The organism is Coleofasciculus sp. F4-SAH-05 (genome assembly GCF_040222985.1).
Taxonomy (GTDB): Bacteria; Cyanobacteriota; Cyanobacteriia; order Cyanobacteriales; family Coleofasciculaceae; genus Coleofasciculus; species Coleofasciculus chthonoplastes.
In genome coordinates, this window is record NZ_JAVKBY010000093.1 from 1 (window position 1) to 20,627 (window position 20,627).

Genomic DNA, 20,627 nt, shown 5'->3' on the forward strand with positions numbered 1-20,627 from the left:
GCTATTTTCTGGACACATCTAGACATTTCTTCCCGTTTGGGTACTTTTCACGCATAGCTGTAGCCGTCCTTTCGATGAATGGGTTTTTCGACATATTCGAGTTTGATGCCAATCCGTTTTTTGCCAGTTGTCGGATAGATCTCACCTCTGCCGTTGCTGTATGGGCAAAGTCGAGCAACATAAGTTCCTGTGTTCACACCTTTTGGGATGACCGTTTTCACGATGTCGCCAGTACAGAAGCCATGAATCGGACGCAATGGGCGATACTTGTGCGGATAACCTAGTCTATCGGTTTGGCATCGTTGTCGTCCGCCTTGACCCGTTGCTTTGACTTGCAGAATCTTATTGGTGAAAACTTTGAGCATTTCGGTTACACCAACACAAGCAGCATCTAACCAATGCGCTTTATCGAGTCCTAACCGAGTGCGGTTATATTTGGTTTGTCCACCTGTCCCGGTCGTCACGGGTAGTTCCATTGCCTTGAGCGTCTCGAATAACTTCGAGCGCGTTACGTTAACCGCAGCAGCATCTTTCAGGGGCGTTTTGGCTTGTTTGAGAATGCGGTTCTCTAGTTCGGGTTTACCTTTGAGAAAGTCTTTCAGGTATGAAGTCCCTTTCTTTTGGTTGCACTTTTCACAGGCAAGACACAGGTTAGAAACACGGTCAGAACCGCCCTTGGCGCGTGAAATGATATGTTCGACTTGCAATGGAACGCCTTTTTTTGAGCAGTAAGTACATTTGCGTCCCCATTTTTGTAGAAGATACTCTCGTACCTCGAAACCGAAGAGAGTCCCTTGCTGGTATTGGACTCCTGAGATTTCTGGGTTCTCCATCTGCTGCATATCAAATCGGACTAATTCCTGTCTGATTTCAGCGATGGGTGCAAATTGGCAAAGCCTTTTCACCCAAGTTTCAATCGTCAAAACACGGTGCATCAAGCTAGGTGCTAACCACCCCTTTGAGCGCTTGCGGTTCAGAAAACGAGCTTGACGGTAACGAGTATTGCGCCCTCTTCGTCCCTGGCGAACCGCTCTACGTGTTAAAAGAGCATCTTTAATCTGTTGCCCTCGGTGTTCAAGTTCCATGCCCCAGACAACTTCATCCCGGTTGTTCACCAGTGCAATTCCGCTCGTTTTGGAGCCTGGGTCAATCTTGAGTGTGAGCGGATAGGTAATGATGTTTTCTACCACTCGATTCATGATCAATGTGAATGGATAACGACGAAACACCGCCGCCTTGCCAGCTTCCATCAATTTCCTTGCCTGTGCTGGATGAATTGGATTCATCGGTGTTTTATTGGCATCAATCAAAAAAACATAGTTTGACATGATTTGTTTGGTCGATTTGACCAGTCCTTCGTAAAGTAATGTTAGCTTCGACAATGCTTCTCAGGCTTGTTATGGAGTATCAGAGGGCTTCTCTTCGATGTCTCGCCTTTCGTTGATAGTTCCGACAGTGCCAAAAACTAGCGTTCATTCTTGGGTGTCATGACCAAAAAAGCGTAGCCAACCTTGCCAGATGGTAGGTTACTCTTTTTTACGGCTGAGTCTGCACGCTCACCCCACCTACCCAAAATGCTTAGTTTTGGGTAGTTGTGGGTAGACATTTACGAGCGGTTTGAGGAGTAGAAACGCTGGGCATGATTATTGCTCTACATTGCTTAATATATCTTAATATAATACGCTTCGTTTAAGGATAGCATCGATCATTGCACATCCCCTATAGTCTATTTCTGATTATGCTTTTGCCAGTTTCCGCCGACGCGCCGCATCAGGTAAGCCACACCAAAATCGCCATTTGGATGTGCCGCTAACTGTTCCCCCAACTCAATCACCTGCGCCGCTAACTCACTCCCTAATTTTTCCGCCGTGGCTTGGCGTTCTTTTTGCCAAAGTTGCCGTTCTCGCGCCTTAGTCTGCCATTCGTTGGTAAAGAGTTGCTCAATTATGGTATGGAGTCCCAAACTTTCTAGAATGTCCCACTCCCCGTAATCGCACCAAATCCCGCGACAGTGGGAACACCGTTCCACATAAAAGGGAGTCTTGAGATTAACTTTAGCGCGAGAGAGATAGCGCTGGCACTCTGGACATAATGCGGCTTTGGTATCGAAAGGGGACTTGACGAAATCCACATTTAGTGATAGTGGGGGAATGTCTGGCATTTTCTGAGCAGACGATTGACGTGCCTGCCATGTTTCATACTCTTTGGCAGGAATCCAGGTGCCTTTACACTCTTGGCAATACTTCACGGCAAACTGATGCTCTAAATAGCCGTCTAAGAGCGTTACTTTTCTACATTTAGGACATTGCACCGATTTTCTTCCTCAAAGCACCTGTATTAAAACTCAAAACTCAGACGTAGCCTGCTACGTCTCTACATAGTTGGGGCGGGTTTAGTTACATTTGGGTAAGGCAAGAAACGATAGTAGTGAAAGTGAGCCCCTACACATTCAACACTCTCTCGACAGGACTGGACTAGAGCGCTACAGTTGAAGCATAGCACTACAGTATTGAATCAGGGTGTTCAGGCGATCGCGGATGATAGCCACCCTAGACTGAACGGTTGCAGAATGTCGCGCCGTCCGCAACATTAACATATCAGTTTCTAGCAGTCGGATATGTCTATGGATTTCGGTTTGCCTAGACTGCCATACTGATACTTGTTCCTGATTAACCTCATCGGGATTGAGCGTGATAATTTGTCCTTGAAAGAGCTGTTTCACCGCCTGGAAACGCTCCTGGATCTCGGTTTTGTCTAACTCTTGACTCTGGGTGCAGGCGTGCAGGTCGTCTAGGACGTGTTTAAAGTCCTGATAGGATTGCTTTTGGGAGGGGACTAACATTATCAGACAGGTTGGTCTAGAATAAATGTAAAGAATCTTGTATTTTTGTTTATAAATGCAATGTTGGCTTCAACCCAGTCCTTTGGTTATTCAAGATTTTACTGGAAATGAAGTCCGTGACAGAAGTGGCTTGTTGCTTCTGTATCCGGTAACAAGGGTGGATATCTGGTAGTTCATGTTACTATTTCTCATCTAGGTCTGATTACTATACGGATATTCTAGAGAATTTTGACCCATTTCTGGAATTCACAAAAACCGATAACTATACCACTAAACAGAGATCTTACTGCCATTACCGTTCAACCCTCCTTATTATTTATAGAGCTGTCAGGGAAAGAATTATGAGTGCCACTGTCCTAACCACCACCTATAACCTAGACGTTCCCGACTGGTTGCAGGACTGTTTATCAACAGCCTCTGCCACCTCTGACCCATCAACACCGGATGACGCGGCGTTAGTGGTGCGGGCGTTTGAATTTGCTTATCAACTGCATTCGGAACAATATCGAGCCTCTGGAGAACTTTATATCGCCCATCCCGTAGCTGTTGCTGGCTTATTAAGGGATTTAGGCGGCAACAGTACCATGATGGCAGCTGGCTTACTCCATGATGTGGTCGAAGATACGGATGTCACGCCGGACGAGATTGAATCAATTTTTGGTGCAGAGGTTCGCCATTTAGTTGAAGGCGTCACCAAACTCTCCAAATTTAACTTCTCCAGTAAAACCGAACGCCAAGCCGAAAACTTCCGCCGCATGTTCCTCGCCATGGCGAAGGATATCCGCGTGATTGTGGTCAAGTTAGCTGACCGTCTGCATAATATGCGGACATTAGAACATCTTAAGCCACAAAAACAGCGGGCGATCGCCCAGGAAACCCGAGAGATTTTTGCCCCCTTAGCCAACCGCTTGGGAATTGGGCGGTTTAAGTGGGAGTTAGAAGATTTATCCTTTAAGTACTTAGAACCGAATGCTTATCGCAAAATGCAGGAACTGGTTGCCGAACGGCGTCAAGACCGGGAGGAACGATTAACTCAGGTTTCGCAAATTCTGCGAGGGCGTCTCGATGAGATGGGCATTCGATGTGTGGACTTGAATAGTCGTCCTAAGCATCTGTATGGAATTTATCAGAAGATGCAGCGCCGCAATAAAGAATTTCACGAAATTTATGATTTAGCGGCGATGCGGATCATCGTGGAAACCAACGAAGGGTGCTATCGGGCATTAGCTGTCGTCCATGATGCCTTTCGACCGATTCCAGGTCGGTTTAAAGATTATATCGGCTTACCTAAACCCAATCGTTATCAGTCTCTACATACAGGCGTGATTGGCTTCCATGGGCGTCCCATCGAAGTGCAGATTCGTACCCTAGAAATGCATCGGATTGCCGAATATGGGATTGCCGCACATTGGAAGTATAAAGAAACCGGGACGTCTGATCCGACCCAGATTGGCGCCGACGATGACAAGTTTACCTGGTTGCGGCAGTTGCTGGAATGGCAGAATGACCTGAAAGACGCTCATGAGTATATTGAAAGCGTCAAAGATAATTTATTTGACGATGATGTCTACGTCTTTACCCCTGATGGAGATGTGGTGCCCCTGAGTCGGGACGCAACGCCGATAGATTTCGCCTATCGGATTCACACCGAGATTGGTAATCACTGTGCTGGGGTGAGAATTAATGGTCAGTGGCGAGTTCTGGATACACCGTTAAAAAATGGGGATATTGTCGAAATTATCACCCAGAAAAATAACCACCCCAGTTTAGACTGGTTAAACTTCGTGGTCACGCCCAGTGCCAGAAACCGGATTCGCCAATGGTACAAGCGATCGCACCGCGATGAAAATGTGGCGCGAGGTCGAGATTTGCTGGAGAAGGAACTGGGTAAAAATGGATTTGAATCCTTGCTCAAATCTGAACCGATGCAGTCTGTTGCCGAACGCTGTAATTATCAAAATGCTGAAGATTTACTGGCGGCATTAGGGTATGGAGAAGTCACCCTGAATTTAGTGGTCAATCGGTTGCGCGATGCAGTAAAAGCCACACAACCCCTGGAAACCGAACTCGAAGAAATCGAGGATTTACTGCCATCGTTACCGACGGCGAGGGAAACAAGTGACCAGTGGACGATTAAAGGCGAACCCATTGCGGGGGTCGAGGGATTGATGCATCGGATTGCTGGGTGTTGTAATCCGGTTCCCGGCGAACCTATTATGGGTGTCGTCACCCGATTACGGGGAATTTCGATTCATCGTCAAGGCTGCCCCAATGTGGAAAATATTGAGGGAGACCGATTAGTTCCGGTGAATTGGAATCCGACGGATCAAGAGAGTGGGCGTCCGCAAACCTATCCGATTAATATTCAAATTGAAGTGTTGGATAGAGTCGGAGTTTTGAAGGATATTCTTTCCCGCTTAAGTGATCATCATATCAATGTGCGAAAAGCTCAGGTGAAAACTCAAGACGGTAAACCCGCGCTGATTGATTTGTGCATCGATATTCGGGATTACGGGCAGTTGCAGCAAAGTTTTGCTCAAATTAAAAAGATGAGCGATATCTTGAATCTGCGGCGGATCACCGATATTCATGAATGAACTTCAAGTCGTGACGCGCCATTTTAGGACTATCGTTTCTGACTCAGAATTAAAGCTCGACTCGTTAGGACAAAGTGTTGGGATCAATTCCCAATTCTTGCAATTTTGCCATTAACGCCTGATTGCGTTGCCGTTCTTCCTCTAGGTTGTTCGTCATCGCGTCAGCGCGTTGACGTTCCTGTTCGGCGCGTTGGCGTTCCTGTTCGGCGCGTTGACGTTCCTGTTCGGCGCGTTGACGTTCTTGTTCGGCTTGTTCCGCACTCCACAGCAACAGGTTTCCCGACTCGTCCCACCAGCGTAACCAATGGGTTGTTGAGCCTAATCGAGTGCCATACCAGATACCTAAAAATAGTCCCAATTCAGGAATCCAGTAGCGTCCTTCCGCTGTGGGTTGTTGCAATACGTATCGATTATCTTGTAACCGACGGACTTCTAGGATTAGTTCTAGGGGATTAAAGATGACATAGGTGGGAACTTGAAGAATTTGCTCATAGAAGTACAACTTCCCATAGGGAAACGTTGGTCGTACTGAGTATTCTCCTGTTTCCGTTTCTGACAAAAACTCCATGACTATCCCAACTGGACTTCCTTCCCGATTGGGGGTATAGCTGCGACGAATTACGCCTTCTGCAACTGGTAATACCTGGGGTACATACAGCCAGTCTGGTGCTTTGACCACGATTCTCCGATTTACCGTCGCCACAAGCCCAAAATTAGAAGCGATTAACATTTGCGAATTCAGGCGATTGGCTGCACCTAAGGCGTCTGTCACTGCGGCGGCGAGGGGTGGTTGTTGAATGTTTTCCACGGGATCATCAGGCAAGATAAAATCGTCGGGAAGCTTTTCCCAGGTAACTAGGGGTTCTTGGCGTTTGGCGGAGGTTGGAGTTTGCAAAATCATCTGAGATTGTTTAACCTTGGCGGTTGTTATATCTTCTAGCGCTAAAGCGCCGACTACGAACGAACAAATGGTGCGATCGCAGTATTCCCTATAAACTAAATCTTACCTCTTACCCGCCCGGTACAATCAACAGTGAACCATGAACCATGAACATTCAACCATGCTGTCTTATCTATCCCGGTTAACTCAGACAATCCTGGGACTTTTGCTCCTTTGTATTACCTTACTCTGCTGGTCTTCCCCGGTTCAAGCAGCTAGCCAAGTTAGTCCCAAATTAGAAGAACAAGTGTTGCAAGTGATTCGCGAACACCCAGAAGTAATTCTGGAATCCGTTCAGGCGTATCAGCAACGTGTCCAACAGCAACTCCAACAAGCCCAGCAAGCGTTTGTTCAGAAACTTAAAACCAATCCTCAAGCCGTTATTGAGGACTCACCGACGACAGGGGCGTCTCAGTCCAAGATTGTCATGGTAGAGTTTTCCGATTTTCAATGTCCCTATTGTGGCAGGGCGCATAAAACGGTGCAACGGTTTATGGCAAAGCATCAAGATCAGGTGACGTTGACGTATAAACATTATCCCTTAGCCTCAATTCATTCCCAAGCTATCTCAGCCGCAAAAGCAGCGTGGGCGGCGTTTCAACAGGGGAAGTTTTGGGAGTATCATGATGTGCTGTTTACTCAACAAGAAAAACTGGGAGAGTCGTTTTATATTGAAACAGCCAAACGTTTAAATTTAGATGTAGACCAATTTAACCGCGATCGCAATAGCCAAGCAGCAGAAACGGCGATTAGTCAAGATATTCAGCTAGCGGAGAGTTTAGGAATTACTGGAACTCCCTTTTTTGTTATGAATGGGGAGGTGTTTACTGGGGCGATAGAATTAGAGGAAATGGAGAAACGTTTTACTCGTGTCAAAGAGTAATTAAGGGAACAGGGAACAGGGAACAGGGAACAGCAATTGTAGAGACGTAGTATGCTACGTCTGAAAGCTGGGGAGGGACAGTAATGGGTGTAGGGGCGACCCGCTTGCATCAATTAACAATCGTGTCCACTCAATTGACTCGGGTCGCCCTTTACTCAATGACAAATGACAAATGACGAATGACGAATGACGAATGACAAATGACGAATGACGAATGACAAATGACGAATGACAAATGACGAATGACAAATGACAAATGACGAATGACGAATGACGAATGACGAATGACGAATGACAAATGACGAATGACCAAGCTACCCTAGGGAAGCGGGATTTGACCGATTTGGGTTTCAGTTATGGCAGGACACAGTAAATGGGCAAATATTAAGCGCCAGAAGGCGAGAGTGGATGCGGTGAAGGGAAAAACCTTTGCCAAACTCTCACGGGAGATCATTGTAGCCGCCCGTAGTGGCGTTCCTGACCCGAATGGGAATTTCCGGTTACGCACGGCGATTGAGAAGGCGAAGGCGGCGGGTATTCCCAATGATAATATTGACCGGGCGATCGCGAAAGGGTCAGGTCAATTTGATAGTGGTAGCGACAACCTGGAAGAGATTCGCTATGAGGGCTATGGTCCTGGAGGTGTGGCGATTCTAATTGAAGCCCTTACCGATAATCGTAACCGCACGGCGGCAGATTTGCGATCGGCGTTTACCAAAAATGGCGGGAATCTGGGGGAAACGGGTTGCGTTAGTTGGATGTTTGAACAAAAAGGGGTGGTGACGGTGGCGGGTGAGGTGTCCGAGGATCAGCTATTGGAAGCCTCACTGACTGGTGGCGCCCAAACTTATGAGTGGATAGAAGACGACGAGGAACCGGGGGTGGAAGTTGTCACCGAGGTAACCAATCTAGAACACCTGAATCAAACCTTACAGGATCAAGGCTTCAGCGTGCGCGATGCTGAGTTACGTTGGATACCAGGGAATAGCATAGAAATTACTGATCCGGATGTGGCGCGATCGCTCCTAAAATTAATGGACGCCCTAGATGAGTTGGATGATGTGCAGAACGTCACCGCCAACTTTGAAATGGCAGATGATTTGGTGTCATTGACGATGGCGTGAGACGAGGGGAGCAACCATGACACAGGCACTCTTACACCCCAAAACCCAACGGTTTGTACATTTATAGCGCTTCGCGCTGGTATATTTACAAATTCAGAAATGGATGCTTGATCAGGTGAAATTTAGAACATTTGTACTGTAACTACGCGAGAGCGAACTGCTATAAATAAAATCGTAGGGTGGGTTAGGCGGTATTTAATCGAGATAATAACGATTTCAGTAGATATCCGCCGTAACCCACCACTCACTTGAACCAGTACCATGATCAATCAACCCATAGTTAAACCCTATTTTCATAGTGAAATTCTCGATTCCACCGTATTTTTAATCTCAGAACAGGAATCCTTTGCCCTCAGCGGACAGCTTTACACCCAATTAGTCCCCTTACTCACCGGACAACCCGTTGACGATATTATTGAACAACTCCAAGACACCGCCTCAGCAGCGGAAATTTACTATGCCCTCATGTTAATGGAACAAAAGGGGTATATTGTCGAAGCCCAGGATCACATCTCATCCGAAATCGCCGCTTTTCTGGCAACCTTACCCGTTAATCCAATCTCAGCATGGCATCGCTTACAAACCACAACCGTATCGGTGCAATCCTTGGCAACCTGTTCCATTCAAGACATCAAAATCCACTTGGAATCCCTTTCCCTAAACCTGGGGAAAGAAGGTAATTTAACCCTGGTTGTTACCGATGACTATTTGCGTCCCGAACTCGCCGACATTAACCGCAACGCTTGGCAAAACCAACAGCCTTGGCTATTAATCAAACCCATCGGGACAACGATTTGGCTAGGACCTCTATTTATACCTGGAAAAACTGGATGTTGGCACTGTTTAAGGCAACGGTTACGCACCAATCGACCGGTGGAAACTTATATCCAAAAACAAAACCAAAAGGCATCAATTTTTCCCATCGCGAAAGCCCTCCTCCCCTCCACCTGGCAAACCGGATTAAATCTCGCGGCGACGGAACTAATTAAATGGATTGTCCAAGGCGAAAATACCCAAGTTACTGGACAGATTATTACCGTCGATACCCTATCCCTGAAAACAGAAACTCATACCTTAGTTCAGCGTCCTCAATGTCCCTGCTGTGGCAATCCCCAACGGTTTAACCAAACCCCATCTCCTATCTATCTCACCAACCAGACGAAAACCTTTACCAAGGATGGCGGACACCGTTCTGTCTCACCGGAAGCCACGCTGAAAAAATACCAGTATCATGTGAGTCCGATTACGGGTGTCGTGCATACATTACATCGGAAAAAACTGACAGACAATGGTGTGATTCACAGTTATTATGCGGGACATAACTTTGCCATGATGTTTGAACCCCTCTACTTTTTGCAGCAAACCGTGCGCGGGAAAAGTGGCGGAAAAGGGAAAACCGATAGTCAGGCAAAAGCGAGTGCGTTGTGTGAAGCGATTGAACGCTATTGTGGCATATTTCAAGGGGATGAGATTCGCCAAAAGGGATGTTATCAGGAGTTAGGGGATCAGGCGATTCATCCGAATCACTGTATGCTTTATAGTGAAGCGCAGTATGAGAATCGTCAGCAGATAAATGAAAAATCGACGCCAAGTCAACAGGTTCCTGAACCATTTGATCCACAACAGGAATTAGACTGGACGCCTGTTTGGTCATTAACTCATCAACGGTTTAAATATATTCCCACGGCTTATTGTTATTACGGCTATCCCAGAGAACAAAATCTCTACTGTTGGGCAAATTCTAATGGCGCGGCGGCGGGTAATACCATAGAAGAGGCAATTTTGCAAGGGTTTATGGAGTTAGTAGAACGGGATGGGGTGGCGTTGTGGTGGTATAATCGGGTGCAGCGTCCAGGGGTCGATTTAGCGAGTTTTGATGACCCGTATTTAGAGGAGGTGGTTGAGTATTATCGTTCGATTCATCGGGAGATGTGGGTTATTGATATGACGACGGATTTGAATGTGCCGACGTTTACGGCGATTTCTCGACGAGTTAATCGGGAAGTTGAAGATATTGTCTTCGGCTTCGGCGCTCATTTTGACCCGAAAATCGCTTTATTACGCGCGATAACGGAGATGAATCAGGTGCTTCCGGCTGTGTTATCGGTGGCGGATGATGGGACAACAGAGTATCGTTTTAATGATCCGGTGGCGTTAGACTGGTGGCAAAGGGCGACGATTGCAAATCAGCCCTATCTGGTGCCTAATTCTAGGGTGAAAATGAAGGGTTATGATGATTATTCCCGGATGGGAAGCGAGGATTTGGCGGAAGATGTCAGGAGTTGTGTCAATATAGCTGGAAAGCAGGGCTGGGAGGTGTTAGTTTTGGATCAGACTCGTCCGGATATTAGATTGCCTGTGGTTAAGGTGATTGTGCCGGGATTGCGTCATTTTTGGCGGCGATTGGCGTTTGGACGGTTGTATGATGTTCCGGTAAAATTGGGCTGGTTGTCTAAACCGTTGCTGGAATCTCAGCTTAATCCGATTCCTATGTTTTTGTGATTGTAGGGGGCATAGATGTGCGTTCAATAATGGGCAATGGGTGATAAAATGAATTGATTAAGCTTTTGTGGTGGGGGATAGGAAAGTTTAACCGGCGAAGACAGCGCAACTACAAGCGCAACTACGAACCTAGGTGGAATATGTCACTTCCTTTTATCCTGTCTTTTCGTAAGGATATTACTGTAACTGAAGAGTCGCTCGATCGCATGGTGATTCAGTCAACCCGTGTTAAGGGCAATCTCCCTCAGTATACCCTGAATCTGGAGCAGGTATCACCAGGATTATTCAGTGCGATAAATAGTTTATCGACAGCTGGGGGAACAGAGGAGAATCTTAGTGATAGTGTTCTCCAAACAGATGGGTTTGAGAGACTGCCAACGTTTTATTATTATCTGAATCAGTTTATTCAGTTAGGGTGGATTTGTCATACGGTGGCTGGGGATGGGGTATCAATCGCTACGCGAGTTCCGATTTATCCGTTTAAACGGTTTCAGGTTCAATCGGCGACAGTTGAACAAAAATATACGCTCTCGCGTTTTGCTTATTGCCATAAACAGGACAATCAGTTAATCATAGAATCTCCTTTATCCCACACCAAAGTTATTCTAGCCGATTGGCGCGGCGCCGCACTGGTTTCTGAATTGGCGCAACCGAGAACCGGAGAGGAATTGTGTCAAACGATACCTGGATTGACGCCAGAAATGGTACAATTATTTTTAAGTTTACTCCGGAGTAGCCAAATGCTGGGTGTCGTGCCGAATAATGGCAAGATTGAGGAGGATGAGAGTCATTCGTTAATATCCTGGGAGTTTCACGATTTGCTGTTTCACGCCAGAAGTCGCAAGGGGAGACATAGCAATGATTCTGGGAAAACGTTCCGCTTCCTAGACAAGATTCCCCAGCCTCCGATGATTCAACCTCAGATGTCGGATGAGATTATTGAGTTGTATCAGCCGGATATCGAGAAACTTAAGGCGGAGGATTATTCCTTCACTTGGGTACTGGAGGAGAGGAAATCGATTAGGAGTTATGGCGATAAGCCGATAACCTTGAAGCAACTGGGAGAATTTATGTATCGCTGTACTCGGAATAAGCGAATCACGGCGAAGGATTATGGGGAATGCACCCACAGACCTTATGCCAATAGTGGAGGTCGATATGAGTTAGAATTGTATGCGATCGCGAATACCTGTGATAATCTAGACTCTGGAGTTTATCATTATCGTCCCGAAGCTCATCAGCTTTGTAGATTGACGGGCAGGAATGAGAATGTGGAGGCGCTGTTAGAAGATGCCTATTTTGCTAGTAGTAAATTCTGTATGCCACAAGTTCTCTTTGTCTTTGCCCCAAGGTTTCAGCGAGCAAGCTGGGTTTATGAATCCATTGCTTATGCTAATATGCTCAAGGATGTGGGTTCATTACAGCAGACCATGTATCTGGTTGCAACAGCGATGAATCTTGCCCCTTGTGCGATCGGTGGTGGTAATTCCGATTTGTTTGCGGCGACGGTGGGAACGGACTATTATCGGGAAACTTCAGTCGGAGAGTTTATTCTGGGTAGCCTATCTGTAGATTAGCCGAATGATCCAATCTAGACTGATTTAATTTCCCCGACCCTCTTGCATTGATAAAATAAGCATTGTATATTAATATAACTATAACTTGGCGTAGCGGATTTAAGGGAAATTAAGTGTCCCTAGTTAGGGATAAAGTTAGACAAATAAGACTTTATCCAGATTGTCTGCCATTCGCGCTGAGTTGACTATCATTACTTCCCTTGACTAGATTCTTTGAAGAATAGGAGAAAAACAATGTCAGTTTTGGTAAAAGATAATCCAGAAACTCAAAAGATTTTGTCCAAAATCATCGCCCAGACATGGGTAGATGAAGAGTTTAAATCGCAATTTATCGCGCATCCAAATCCTGTTTTAGAAGAGAACGGGTTAACGATTCCCAGTGGTGTAGAGTTTGAAGTGATTAACAACACCTTAGTGGGAACAATGACTAACAAAGTTCCTGGTCAAGATGGTAATGTAGTTTGTGAAATTCCTCTCCCCTCCAAGCCAATGGGACTGACAGATCAACCGATACAGTCTTGGACTAACGAACAAAACTCTAAATACCCTGTCACAGACTGCGATGATGGATTTTGTGTTTAAATAAGTTAATTATTAAAAAAGCAACATATTTTTCTCCGATATATTATATGTTGTATAATTTTTAAAACTACTCTTGTATTTGAGTAGTATTTTTTGATAAAAAAAGTATGATTTCATTATATTTATATAGCTTAAATTATTGCCTAAACAATAAAATAATACAATTTGCAAAATATACTATAGCAATAATTTTAGCTCTTACAATTATCTTAGGTTTACCAGCAAAAGCTAGTGGCGAAAAGCATGAATTAAAATTTGAGCAATTAATTAATAAGCAAGGACTATCTCAAAGTGCTATTATTTGTATTCTAGAAGATAGTAAAGGTTTTATGTGGTTTGGTACTGAATATGGATTAAATAAATATGATGGATATAAATTTACTTATTACATATATGACTTTCTAGATTCAAGATCATTATCTGATAATTTTATTAACTCGATTTATGAAGATAAAGATGGAATTATTTGGGTGGGAACAGAAAATGGAGGACTCAATAAATTCGAGCGCAAAACAGCAACATTTACTCACTATAAACATGATCCGAATAATATTAGGAGTATAAGTGCTAATCGCATACTGGCAATTTACGAAGACGATGTTGGTATACTTTGGATTGGAACTGATGGTGGAGGACTTAACAAGTTTAATAAACAAACAGAGCAATTTACTTGGTACATACACCAGCCGAAGAATTCAGATAGTTTAAATAATAATACTGTACTCTCAATTTACGAAGACGATGCTGGTATACTTTGGATTGGAACTGATGGTGGAGGTTTAAACAAATTTAATCGCTTAACTGGTAAATTTACTCATTACCAGCACAATCCTGATGATTTCAGTAGCTTAAGTGATAATACGGTTTTATCTATTTACGAAGACTCCCATGGTAGACTTTGGATTGGTACTCTCAATGGAGGACTAAATCAATTTGATCGCGAAACGGGTCAGTTTATTCATTATCAGCATGATCCCATTAAACCAAATAGTTTAATCAATAATACTGTTGGTAGTATAACCGAAGATAAAGGCGGTAATCTTTGGTTGGCAACAAGTAGCTGGTATGGTGAGTCTTATGGTAAAAAACTTGATAAATTTAACCCGGAAACGGAGCAGTTTACTCACTATAGTAATGATCCAAGTAACCCAACGACTTTAAATGACACTGTCTTTGTTAGTCTTTTAATCGATTCGTCAGAAATATTATGGATTGGAACTGGCTTTGGCGGAGTTAATAAGCTAGATCAGAAAGACACTAAATTTATTCATTACAAATATGAACCCAATAACTTGAATAGTATAAGTGATAATCATATCCTGTCAATCTATGAAGATTATTCGGGTTTAATTTGGATTGGCACTGACAGTAGTGGACTCAATAAATTTGACCGTCAAACTGGAAAATTTACACATTACACCCATGACCCCAATAATTCCAATAGCTTGAGTAGCGACAATGTTTGGTCAATCTACGAAGATAGCAACGGTGCGCTTTGGGTTGGCGCGTTTGGGGGTGGACTCAATAAACTTGACCGCCAGACTGGAAAATTTACCCATTACACCTATGACCCCAATAATCCCAATAGCTTGAATAATAATACAGTCTCATCAATCTATGAAGATAGAAAAGGTACACTCTGGATTGGGACTTTTGGTGGCGGACTTGATCAATTTAATCGCCAAACCGAGGAATTTAGTCACTACCTGCATAATCCAGATGACCCAAATAGCTTGAGTGATAATTCGGTTGTATCAATTTATGAAGATAGTTCAGGTACACTCTGGATTACCACGTTCAACGGTGGACTCAACAAATTTGACCGCGAGACAGAAAAATTTACCCGCTACACCCACGAAACTAATAACCCCAATAGCCTAAGCTATGACCGAGTATTGTCAATCAATGAATACCCAGCCGGAACACTCTGGTTAGGCACCTACGGCGGCGGACTTAATAAATTCGATATCGCCACTGAAACCTTTACCCATTACACCGAAAATGACGGTTTACCCAGCAATTCTGTTGTCGGTATCCTTGCAGACGATAATGAAAATCTCTGGCTAAGTACAGGTAATGGCTTATCCAAATTTAACCCTGAAGCGGAAACCTTTAGAAACTACGATGTCGGTGATGGACTTCAGGGAAACGAGTTCGATGGCGTAAAAGCCTACGCCAAAACCAAAGATGGCGCGATGTTATTTGGTGGACTCAATGGCTTCAACTTATTTTATCCCGACCAAGTTAAAGACAATCCTCATATTCCCCCCATTGTGATCACCGATTTTCGAATCTTTGATCAAACCGTCAAACTAAACCCCGCCATCTCCGTTGCCAAGGACATTAAATTATCCTACAAAGACAACTTCTTTAGCTTTGAATTTGCCGCCCTTGACTATACCAATCCAAAAAAAAACCAATACGCCTACAAACTCGAAGGATTTGATCAAGATTGGATTTACTCCGGAACTCGACGCTACGCCAGTTATACAAACCTCGACCCCGGAACGTATACCTTTCGAGTTAAAGGGTCGAATAACGATGGAGTTTGGAACGAAGAAGGCACATCTGTGGCGATTACGATTACCCCGCCACCCTGGAAAACAGGTTGGGCTTATACCCTTTATGGAATTGCCGTATTCGGCGCTATTTATGGCTATGTCCAATGGAAAACTCTAGCCCAAGCTAGAGAAAATGCCCTGCTACGTGCCAGTGAGAAAAAGCTGAATCAAATATTAGAAGCCCTTCCCATCGGCGTCGCCGTTATTAACCAATTGTTTGAGAATATTTATGTGAATAAATTAGGTTGGCAATTCCTGGGAAAAGAACTCGCTCCCAAGGCGACAGGGAAAAACTATTCCGAGATTTATCAATTTTATATTGCTGGAACAGATAAGTTATATCCCTCAGAAAAACTACCCATAGTTCGCGCTTTGCAGGGAGAAACAGCAAGAGTTGATGATTTTGAAGTTCGCAACAATGATAAAAGGAATTTGTGGGAGATATTAGCTACCCCTATTTATGATGAAAAAGGCAATATTATTTATAGTATAGCCGCTTTTCAAGATATTACCCATCGCAAACAGCTAGAAGCCGAACGCCAGCAGTTTATTGAAGCTCTACAACAAACGAATGAACAACTGCAAGTTATTTTAAATACTGTACCCGGTTGTGTGGCTTGGATTAGTGCAGACGGGCGATACCTTGGCGTTAATCAGCATGCAGTGGATAATTGGGGCTTGTCTCCCAGCGATTTTATTGGTCAAAAAATTGGCTTTCGCAACAAGAGTTCGGAGTATATTCATTTTATACACCAGTTCTTGGCAAGTTCAGAACTTACCGCCTCTCAGGTGGTTGATTTCAAAATAAAGGATTCGATTCGCAATTATTTGATTATCGCGCAAAAGTACCAACAAGGTAAAGCGGCGGTTTTAGTTGGTATTGATATCACAGAACAAAAGCAAGCTGAAGCTGAACTGCAAACATCTCTGCGGGAAAAAATAGTTCTGCTACAGGAAGTTCACCATCGGGTCAAAAACAACTTACAAATTATTTCAAGTCTCCTGGATCTTCAATCCCAGAGGTTAACTGATCCCCAAGTGTTGGATGTTTTCCAACAGAGTGAGAATCGGGTTAAGTCTATGGCGCTGGTTCATAACCAGTTGTATCAATCTACCTCTCTAGAAAAGATTGACTTTGCCGATTATGTCGAAACTTTAGCCTCCTATCTATTCCAGTCTTATGGCGTGAATCGAAGCTTAATTAACTTAATTAAATTGCAGATTGACGTTGAACCGATTTCTCTCAACCTAGACACAGCAATTCCCTGTGGCTTACTGCTGAATGAGTTACTGTCCAATGCCTTAAAATATGCCTTCCCTGAATCCCGTCCAGGTGTGATTACCATTAAACTGACATCCGAGTGCGATCGCAGACTGACTCTCACGGTTCAAGATAACGGAATTGGCTTACCTGAAGGGTTTGAGCCGGAGAATCCCAAGACATTGGGATTTCAGTTAATCCAGGCTTTAAGCGAACAGTTGGAGGGAGAATTGGATATCACGCAAGATCAAGGAACCCAATTCACAATTCGGTTTTTTGATCTATGAATCATTCCTAGTGGCGGTTCCCTACCCTTGTCAAGGGGAGGGTTATAACGGGGGTAGCGTTCCCCGGATTTGGTATGACAAGGCTAAGCGCGATCGCTTCTCCGATACCTGTTCGGGCCCCCGTCACGATGGCGACTTTTCCCTCTAGGAGTCTACTCACCAGCCAAACCTCTTCCCCAACTATATTTACTCTGTTCCTGTTTTCTTCTGGAATCCAGGGTCTCTACCTCTATCTGCGGTAGGGTTTCAGTTTCACAGAAGTTCGCAAGTGTATAGCAAGCTGTGTCAATTAATGCTATAATTATGAGTTTTATAAAAAAAACTGATCAAAAAATTTCTATCGATGGGTAGAAAATTTACAAAAATTAATGTATGATTATTTTTAGTAAAGATTTGTAAAGCAGCACTCAGAAAAGAAAAATGGATAGACGCACATTACTCAAGTATTTGTCAATCGGTGTAGCTGGAACCTCCTTAACCACTGCCGTACAGTCCCTCGCCTCTGCGTCTGGGGGAACAGCGGCGTGGGGTTATACCGGAACAACTGGACCGAGCAATTGGGGAAGTCTTGATCCCGCCTATGCGGTTTGTGGAACGGGAACACGACAATCTCCAATCGCTCTAACCAATCCTGTTGATGTCAATTTTGCCAATGATTTTAGTATTAGCTACAACTCGTTTTCCCCAACCATTAAGGATACTGGTAAGACTATCCAGGTTGATTGTCCTGCTGGCAGTACTCTGACCTTGGATGGTAAAACATTTGATTTAATACAATTTCACTTCCACGCTCCCAGTGAACATACGATAAATAACCAAGTTATGGAGATGGAAGTTCACCTAGTTCATCAACGCACAGATCCACAGGGAAACGTAGAACTAGCGGTCATTGGCAGGCTCATGGAAGTGGACAGTTATGGTACAAACTCTGAGATGGCAAAGATTTTGAACAACCTACCCGCGTCAGGTGGGACAACATCACCCTCAGTAACAATCAATCCTAAAAAGTTTCTTCCTCAGGATGGTCTGATAGGCAGTCTATTGACCGCCCCGCCCGAATATTATCGGTATTCTGGTTCTCTCACCACACCGCCTTGTTCACAAATTGTGAATTGGATTGTATATAAAGATACGCTTAAAATTTCATCAGGACAACTCACCAACTTTACAAACCTATATTCCAATAATGCCAGACCGGTGCAAGCACTTAACCGTCGGTTATTGCTGAAGGATTAATTAAATCCCCGTTTACGGACAAGGGAGACGAGAAAGAGTTTAGCGGGTTAGCGGATGTCGGCTAACCCTAAATAAATCACTAATTCTTAACCCCCAAAATCCGCCAGGGTAGTCGGTTCAGCAGGCGTCGCCTCTTGTTCTCCCAGACGATTGTGATCAAAATATGATGCTGCTTATTTTCGATGATTTCTTGCAGTAGCGATCGCAACTCTAAATCGGTGGCTTTCTGAGCATAATACTCAAACACTTTTCGCCCATATCGTTCCCCAGCCAAGGTAGTTAACCCAGATTTAGTCGAATTGACCCGGATTTAGGATTCAGCGCTAATCGTATGAATCTTGAGCAAGTTAGTCCCGCCTGAGACTTTTGCCGGAATCCCAGCGATAATTAAAATTTTATCTCCTTCTACCACTAAATTCCGTTTGAGTAACTGAGTTTGGGCTTGATTCACTAACTCTTCAAAAGACTCAACTTCTTGCTCGATTAACAGTGGTTTAACCCCCCAAACTAAATTCAAGTTGTGGTAAACTTCCCGATTAGGAGTCAGAGCAATTACAGGCACTCCTGGACGCTCAGCGGCGGCTAGTTTGGCGGTGTGTCCTGTACTGGTGAACGCCGCAATACAGCGCAAATCCAGGATTTTATCAATCGTGTTCAGCGCTTCACTTAGGGCATTGGCTTCACTGGTTGCGGCTGGGGGATAATTAACAAACTTAATTTCTGGTTCCACATCCGTGGCAATACGGGCTAGCATCGTCACCGCTTTAAGTGGATATTTACCTACGGCTGACTCCCCAGAAAGCATCACCGCATCCGTGCCATCGATAATCGCATTAGCCACATCACTGGCTTCAGCACGAGTCGGACGGGGATTATTAATCATGCTATCGAGCATTTGGGTGGCTGTGATTGCCGGAATCCCCTTTTGGTTACAAATCCGAATAATTTTCTTTTGCAGAAACGGCACTTTTTCCGGACTCATTTCTACACCCAAATCGCCCCGTGCGACCATGATCCCGTCACTTTCATTAATAATGGCTTCTAAATTCGCGATCGCTTGAGGTTTTTCGATTTTGGCAATCACGGGTAGGGATGAGGCATTGTGTTGCTGGAGAAATCCTTTGAGAGTACGAATATCTTCGGCAGAACGCACAAAGCTTAAGGACACCCAGTCAACCCCTTGAGCAATGCCAAATTCTAAATCTTGTCGGTCTTTGTCTGTCATAGAGGGTAGGCGATTTAGGCTCAATCCGGGTAGGTTAACCCCTTTACGGCTTTTGAGTATACCCCCTTCGACGACTTGACATTTAACGGTATTGCCGTCAATTTCCTCAACCCGAAGTTCTAAAAGTCCATCATCCAGCAGAATCTGCACTCCGGGTTCTGCTTCTTGAGCCAGGTGGGGATAGTCGATAGCCACCGTTTTCGGTTGATGATTGAATTCAGAAAGGGGAACGAAGGAAATGGATTCTCCTTGAACCAAGTTAAGTCCTGAATCGGGCAGTTTCCCGACTCGAATTTTCGGTCCTTGTAGGTCTTGGAGTAACGTAATCGGTGTATCTAATTCCTCTTCAATAGAACGTAGCAAAGAAATGGTGTGAGCATGGTCATCGTAGCTACCATGGGAGAAGTTTAACCGTGCTACATTCATTCCTGCTTGCACCATTTGCTTGAGGATGTCGGGTGAATTACTCGCCGGACCAATAGTGGCAACGATTTTAGTGCGATTACTTAGAGGTTTCATTATCAATTATCTCTAAATTGTGGTAGGGGCACGGCAATGCAGTGCCCTATTATTTATCTAATTCGGCAAGAAGACCCTCACTTGAGCGTGATGGGATGAATTGCCAGAGATGCTATAATCAAAATGGTTTGAATCCCCTCGGTGGGCGGTAGTGAAGGGCTTTTTAAGCGGCACGATGGCACCGGAAAGTCTGCAAAAGTGGCAAAAAAGTTGGGTAGCGAAAACCAAGTAAAACATAGCGCAGTAAGTCTTCAACAAGGCTGAATGAATAAGAAAGAAACTTGGGAGTAATCCCCGTACCGTGGGGCGCACGGAAACGGTCGGTGAAAATCCGATAACGCTTGGAGAGTGAACCACCAGTGGGTACTAGATAACAAGTGATATTCTAGTAAGCTCGGTTCAGACATAATCGTGTAAGACCTTAGTAGGGGTAACCCAAAAGGGCAGTGATTAGCTCAAGAATCCCTCGCTTTTAGCGACGGGAGCGTCAA

Annotated in this window: 15 protein-coding genes; 8 read left to right on the top strand and 7 right to left on the bottom strand. The window is 44.5% G+C overall.

What is annotated here, in order from left to right; translation table 11 throughout:
- Positions 1-47: 47 nt before the first annotated feature.
- From iscB to patD, 3 genes are all read right to left on the bottom strand, one after another.
- On the bottom strand, positions 48-1,328 hold the full coding sequence (gene iscB, locus RIG27_RS11775; protein WP_446345299.1) for an RNA-guided endonuclease IscB: 1,281 nt from the start codon (positions 1,326-1,328) through the stop codon (positions 48-50).
- 398 nt (positions 1,329-1,726) lie between these two features.
- Positions 1,727-2,311: a zf-TFIIB domain-containing protein gene (locus RIG27_RS11780; protein WP_446345301.1), complete on the bottom strand. Its 585-nt coding sequence runs from the start codon at positions 2,309-2,311 to the stop codon at positions 1,727-1,729.
- Between the two features lie 171 nt (positions 2,312-2,482).
- Positions 2,483-2,842, bottom strand: a complete 360-nt coding sequence (gene patD / locus RIG27_RS11785; protein ID WP_446345303.1) for a heterocyst frequency control protein PatD — start codon at positions 2,840-2,842, stop codon at positions 2,483-2,485.
- 341 nt (positions 2,843-3,183) lie between these two features.
- Between patD and RIG27_RS11790 the strand changes: the two genes are divergently transcribed.
- On the top strand, positions 3,184-5,439 hold the full coding sequence (locus RIG27_RS11790) for a RelA/SpoT family protein (protein ID WP_446345305.1): 2,256 nt from the start codon (positions 3,184-3,186) through the stop codon (positions 5,437-5,439).
- A 64-nt stretch (positions 5,440-5,503) separates the two neighbouring features.
- On the opposite strand, the gene RIG27_RS11795 is transcribed toward RIG27_RS11790, so the two are convergent.
- Entirely contained in the window at positions 5,504-6,340 is an 837-nt protein-coding gene (locus RIG27_RS11795) for a Uma2 family endonuclease (protein ID WP_446345307.1), read from the bottom strand.
- Positions 6,341-6,500: 160 nt separating this feature from the next.
- Between RIG27_RS11795 and RIG27_RS11800 the strand changes: the two genes are divergently transcribed.
- Entirely contained in the window at positions 6,501-7,262 is a 762-nt protein-coding gene (locus RIG27_RS11800; RefSeq protein ID WP_446345327.1) for a DsbA family protein, read from the top strand.
- Between the two features lie 54 nt (positions 7,263-7,316).
- On the opposite strand, the gene RIG27_RS11805 is transcribed toward RIG27_RS11800, so the two are convergent.
- Positions 7,317-7,511: a hypothetical protein gene (locus RIG27_RS11805; protein ID WP_446345309.1), complete on the bottom strand. Its 195-nt coding sequence runs from the start codon at positions 7,509-7,511 to the stop codon at positions 7,317-7,319.
- A 107-nt stretch (positions 7,512-7,618) separates the two neighbouring features.
- On the opposite strand from RIG27_RS11805, the gene RIG27_RS11810 reads away from it, so the two are divergent.
- The 6 genes from RIG27_RS11810 (at position 7,619) to RIG27_RS11835 (ending at position 18,392) form a co-directional block, all read left to right on the top strand.
- Entirely contained in the window at positions 7,619-8,386 is a 768-nt protein-coding gene (locus RIG27_RS11810; protein ID WP_446345311.1) for a YebC/PmpR family DNA-binding transcriptional regulator, read from the top strand.
- 261 nt (positions 8,387-8,647) lie between these two features.
- A complete protein-coding gene (locus tag RIG27_RS11815; protein WP_446345313.1) occupies positions 8,648-10,888 on the top strand; it encodes a TOMM precursor leader peptide-binding protein in 2,241 nt (746 codons plus the stop codon).
- A 140-nt stretch (positions 10,889-11,028) separates the two neighbouring features.
- The gene (locus RIG27_RS11820) at positions 11,029-12,465 is read left to right on the top strand and encodes a SagB family peptide dehydrogenase (RefSeq protein WP_446345315.1); all 1,437 of its coding nucleotides are present in this window, start codon (positions 11,029-11,031) and stop codon (positions 12,463-12,465) included.
- Between the two features lie 234 nt (positions 12,466-12,699).
- Positions 12,700-13,047: a hypothetical protein gene (locus RIG27_RS11825; RefSeq protein ID WP_446345317.1), complete on the top strand. Its 348-nt coding sequence runs from the start codon at positions 12,700-12,702 to the stop codon at positions 13,045-13,047.
- A gap of 107 nt (positions 13,048-13,154) precedes the next feature.
- On the top strand, positions 13,155-17,156 hold the full coding sequence (locus RIG27_RS11830; RefSeq protein ID WP_446345319.1) for a two-component regulator propeller domain-containing protein: 4,002 nt from the start codon (positions 13,155-13,157) through the stop codon (positions 17,154-17,156).
- Between the two features lie 420 nt (positions 17,157-17,576).
- Positions 17,577-18,392 (top strand): carbonic anhydrase, encoded by an 816-nt coding sequence (locus tag RIG27_RS11835; protein WP_446345321.1) that lies wholly within the window; start codon positions 17,577-17,579, stop codon positions 18,390-18,392.
- Positions 18,393-18,471: 79 nt separating this feature from the next.
- Here the strand turns inward: RIG27_RS11835 and RIG27_RS11840 are convergent, their stop codons facing one another.
- Together RIG27_RS11840 and pyk are read right to left on the bottom strand one after the other, a co-directional pair.
- Positions 18,472-18,666 carry a hypothetical protein gene (locus RIG27_RS11840; protein WP_446345323.1) on the bottom strand — a complete coding sequence of 65 codons (195 nt, stop codon included), beginning with the start codon at positions 18,664-18,666 and terminating at the stop codon, positions 18,472-18,474.
- 36 nt (positions 18,667-18,702) lie between these two features.
- A complete protein-coding gene (gene pyk / locus RIG27_RS11845; RefSeq protein ID WP_446345325.1) occupies positions 18,703-20,136 on the bottom strand; it encodes a pyruvate kinase in 1,434 nt (477 codons plus the stop codon).
- Between the last annotated feature and the right edge of the window lie 491 nt (positions 20,137-20,627).

Coding starts and splice junctions, on each gene's coding strand:
- iscB (WP_446345299.1), bottom strand. CDS start 1,328: ATGTCAAACTATGTTTTTTTGATTGATGCCAATAAAACACCGATGAAT.
- RIG27_RS11825 (WP_446345317.1), top strand. CDS start 12,700: ATGTCAGTTTTGGTAAAAGATAATCCAGAAACTCAAAAGATTTTGTCC.
- RIG27_RS11795 (WP_446345307.1), bottom strand. CDS start 6,340: ATGATTTTGCAAACTCCAACCTCCGCCAAACGCCAAGAACCCCTAGTT.
- RIG27_RS11815 (WP_446345313.1), top strand. CDS start 8,648: ATGATCAATCAACCCATAGTTAAACCCTATTTTCATAGTGAAATTCTC.
- patD (WP_446345303.1), bottom strand. CDS start 2,842: ATGTTAGTCCCCTCCCAAAAGCAATCCTATCAGGACTTTAAACACGTC.
- RIG27_RS11830 (WP_446345319.1), top strand. CDS start 13,155: ATGATTTCATTATATTTATATAGCTTAAATTATTGCCTAAACAATAAA.
- RIG27_RS11835 (WP_446345321.1), top strand. CDS start 17,577: ATGGATAGACGCACATTACTCAAGTATTTGTCAATCGGTGTAGCTGGA.
- pyk (WP_446345325.1), bottom strand. CDS start 20,136: ATGAAACCTCTAAGTAATCGCACTAAAATCGTTGCCACTATTGGTCCG.
- RIG27_RS11800 (WP_446345327.1), top strand. CDS start 6,501: ATGCTGTCTTATCTATCCCGGTTAACTCAGACAATCCTGGGACTTTTG.
- RIG27_RS11790 (WP_446345305.1), top strand. CDS start 3,184: ATGAGTGCCACTGTCCTAACCACCACCTATAACCTAGACGTTCCCGAC.
- RIG27_RS11820 (WP_446345315.1), top strand. CDS start 11,029: ATGTCACTTCCTTTTATCCTGTCTTTTCGTAAGGATATTACTGTAACT.
- RIG27_RS11810 (WP_446345311.1), top strand. CDS start 7,619: ATGGCAGGACACAGTAAATGGGCAAATATTAAGCGCCAGAAGGCGAGA.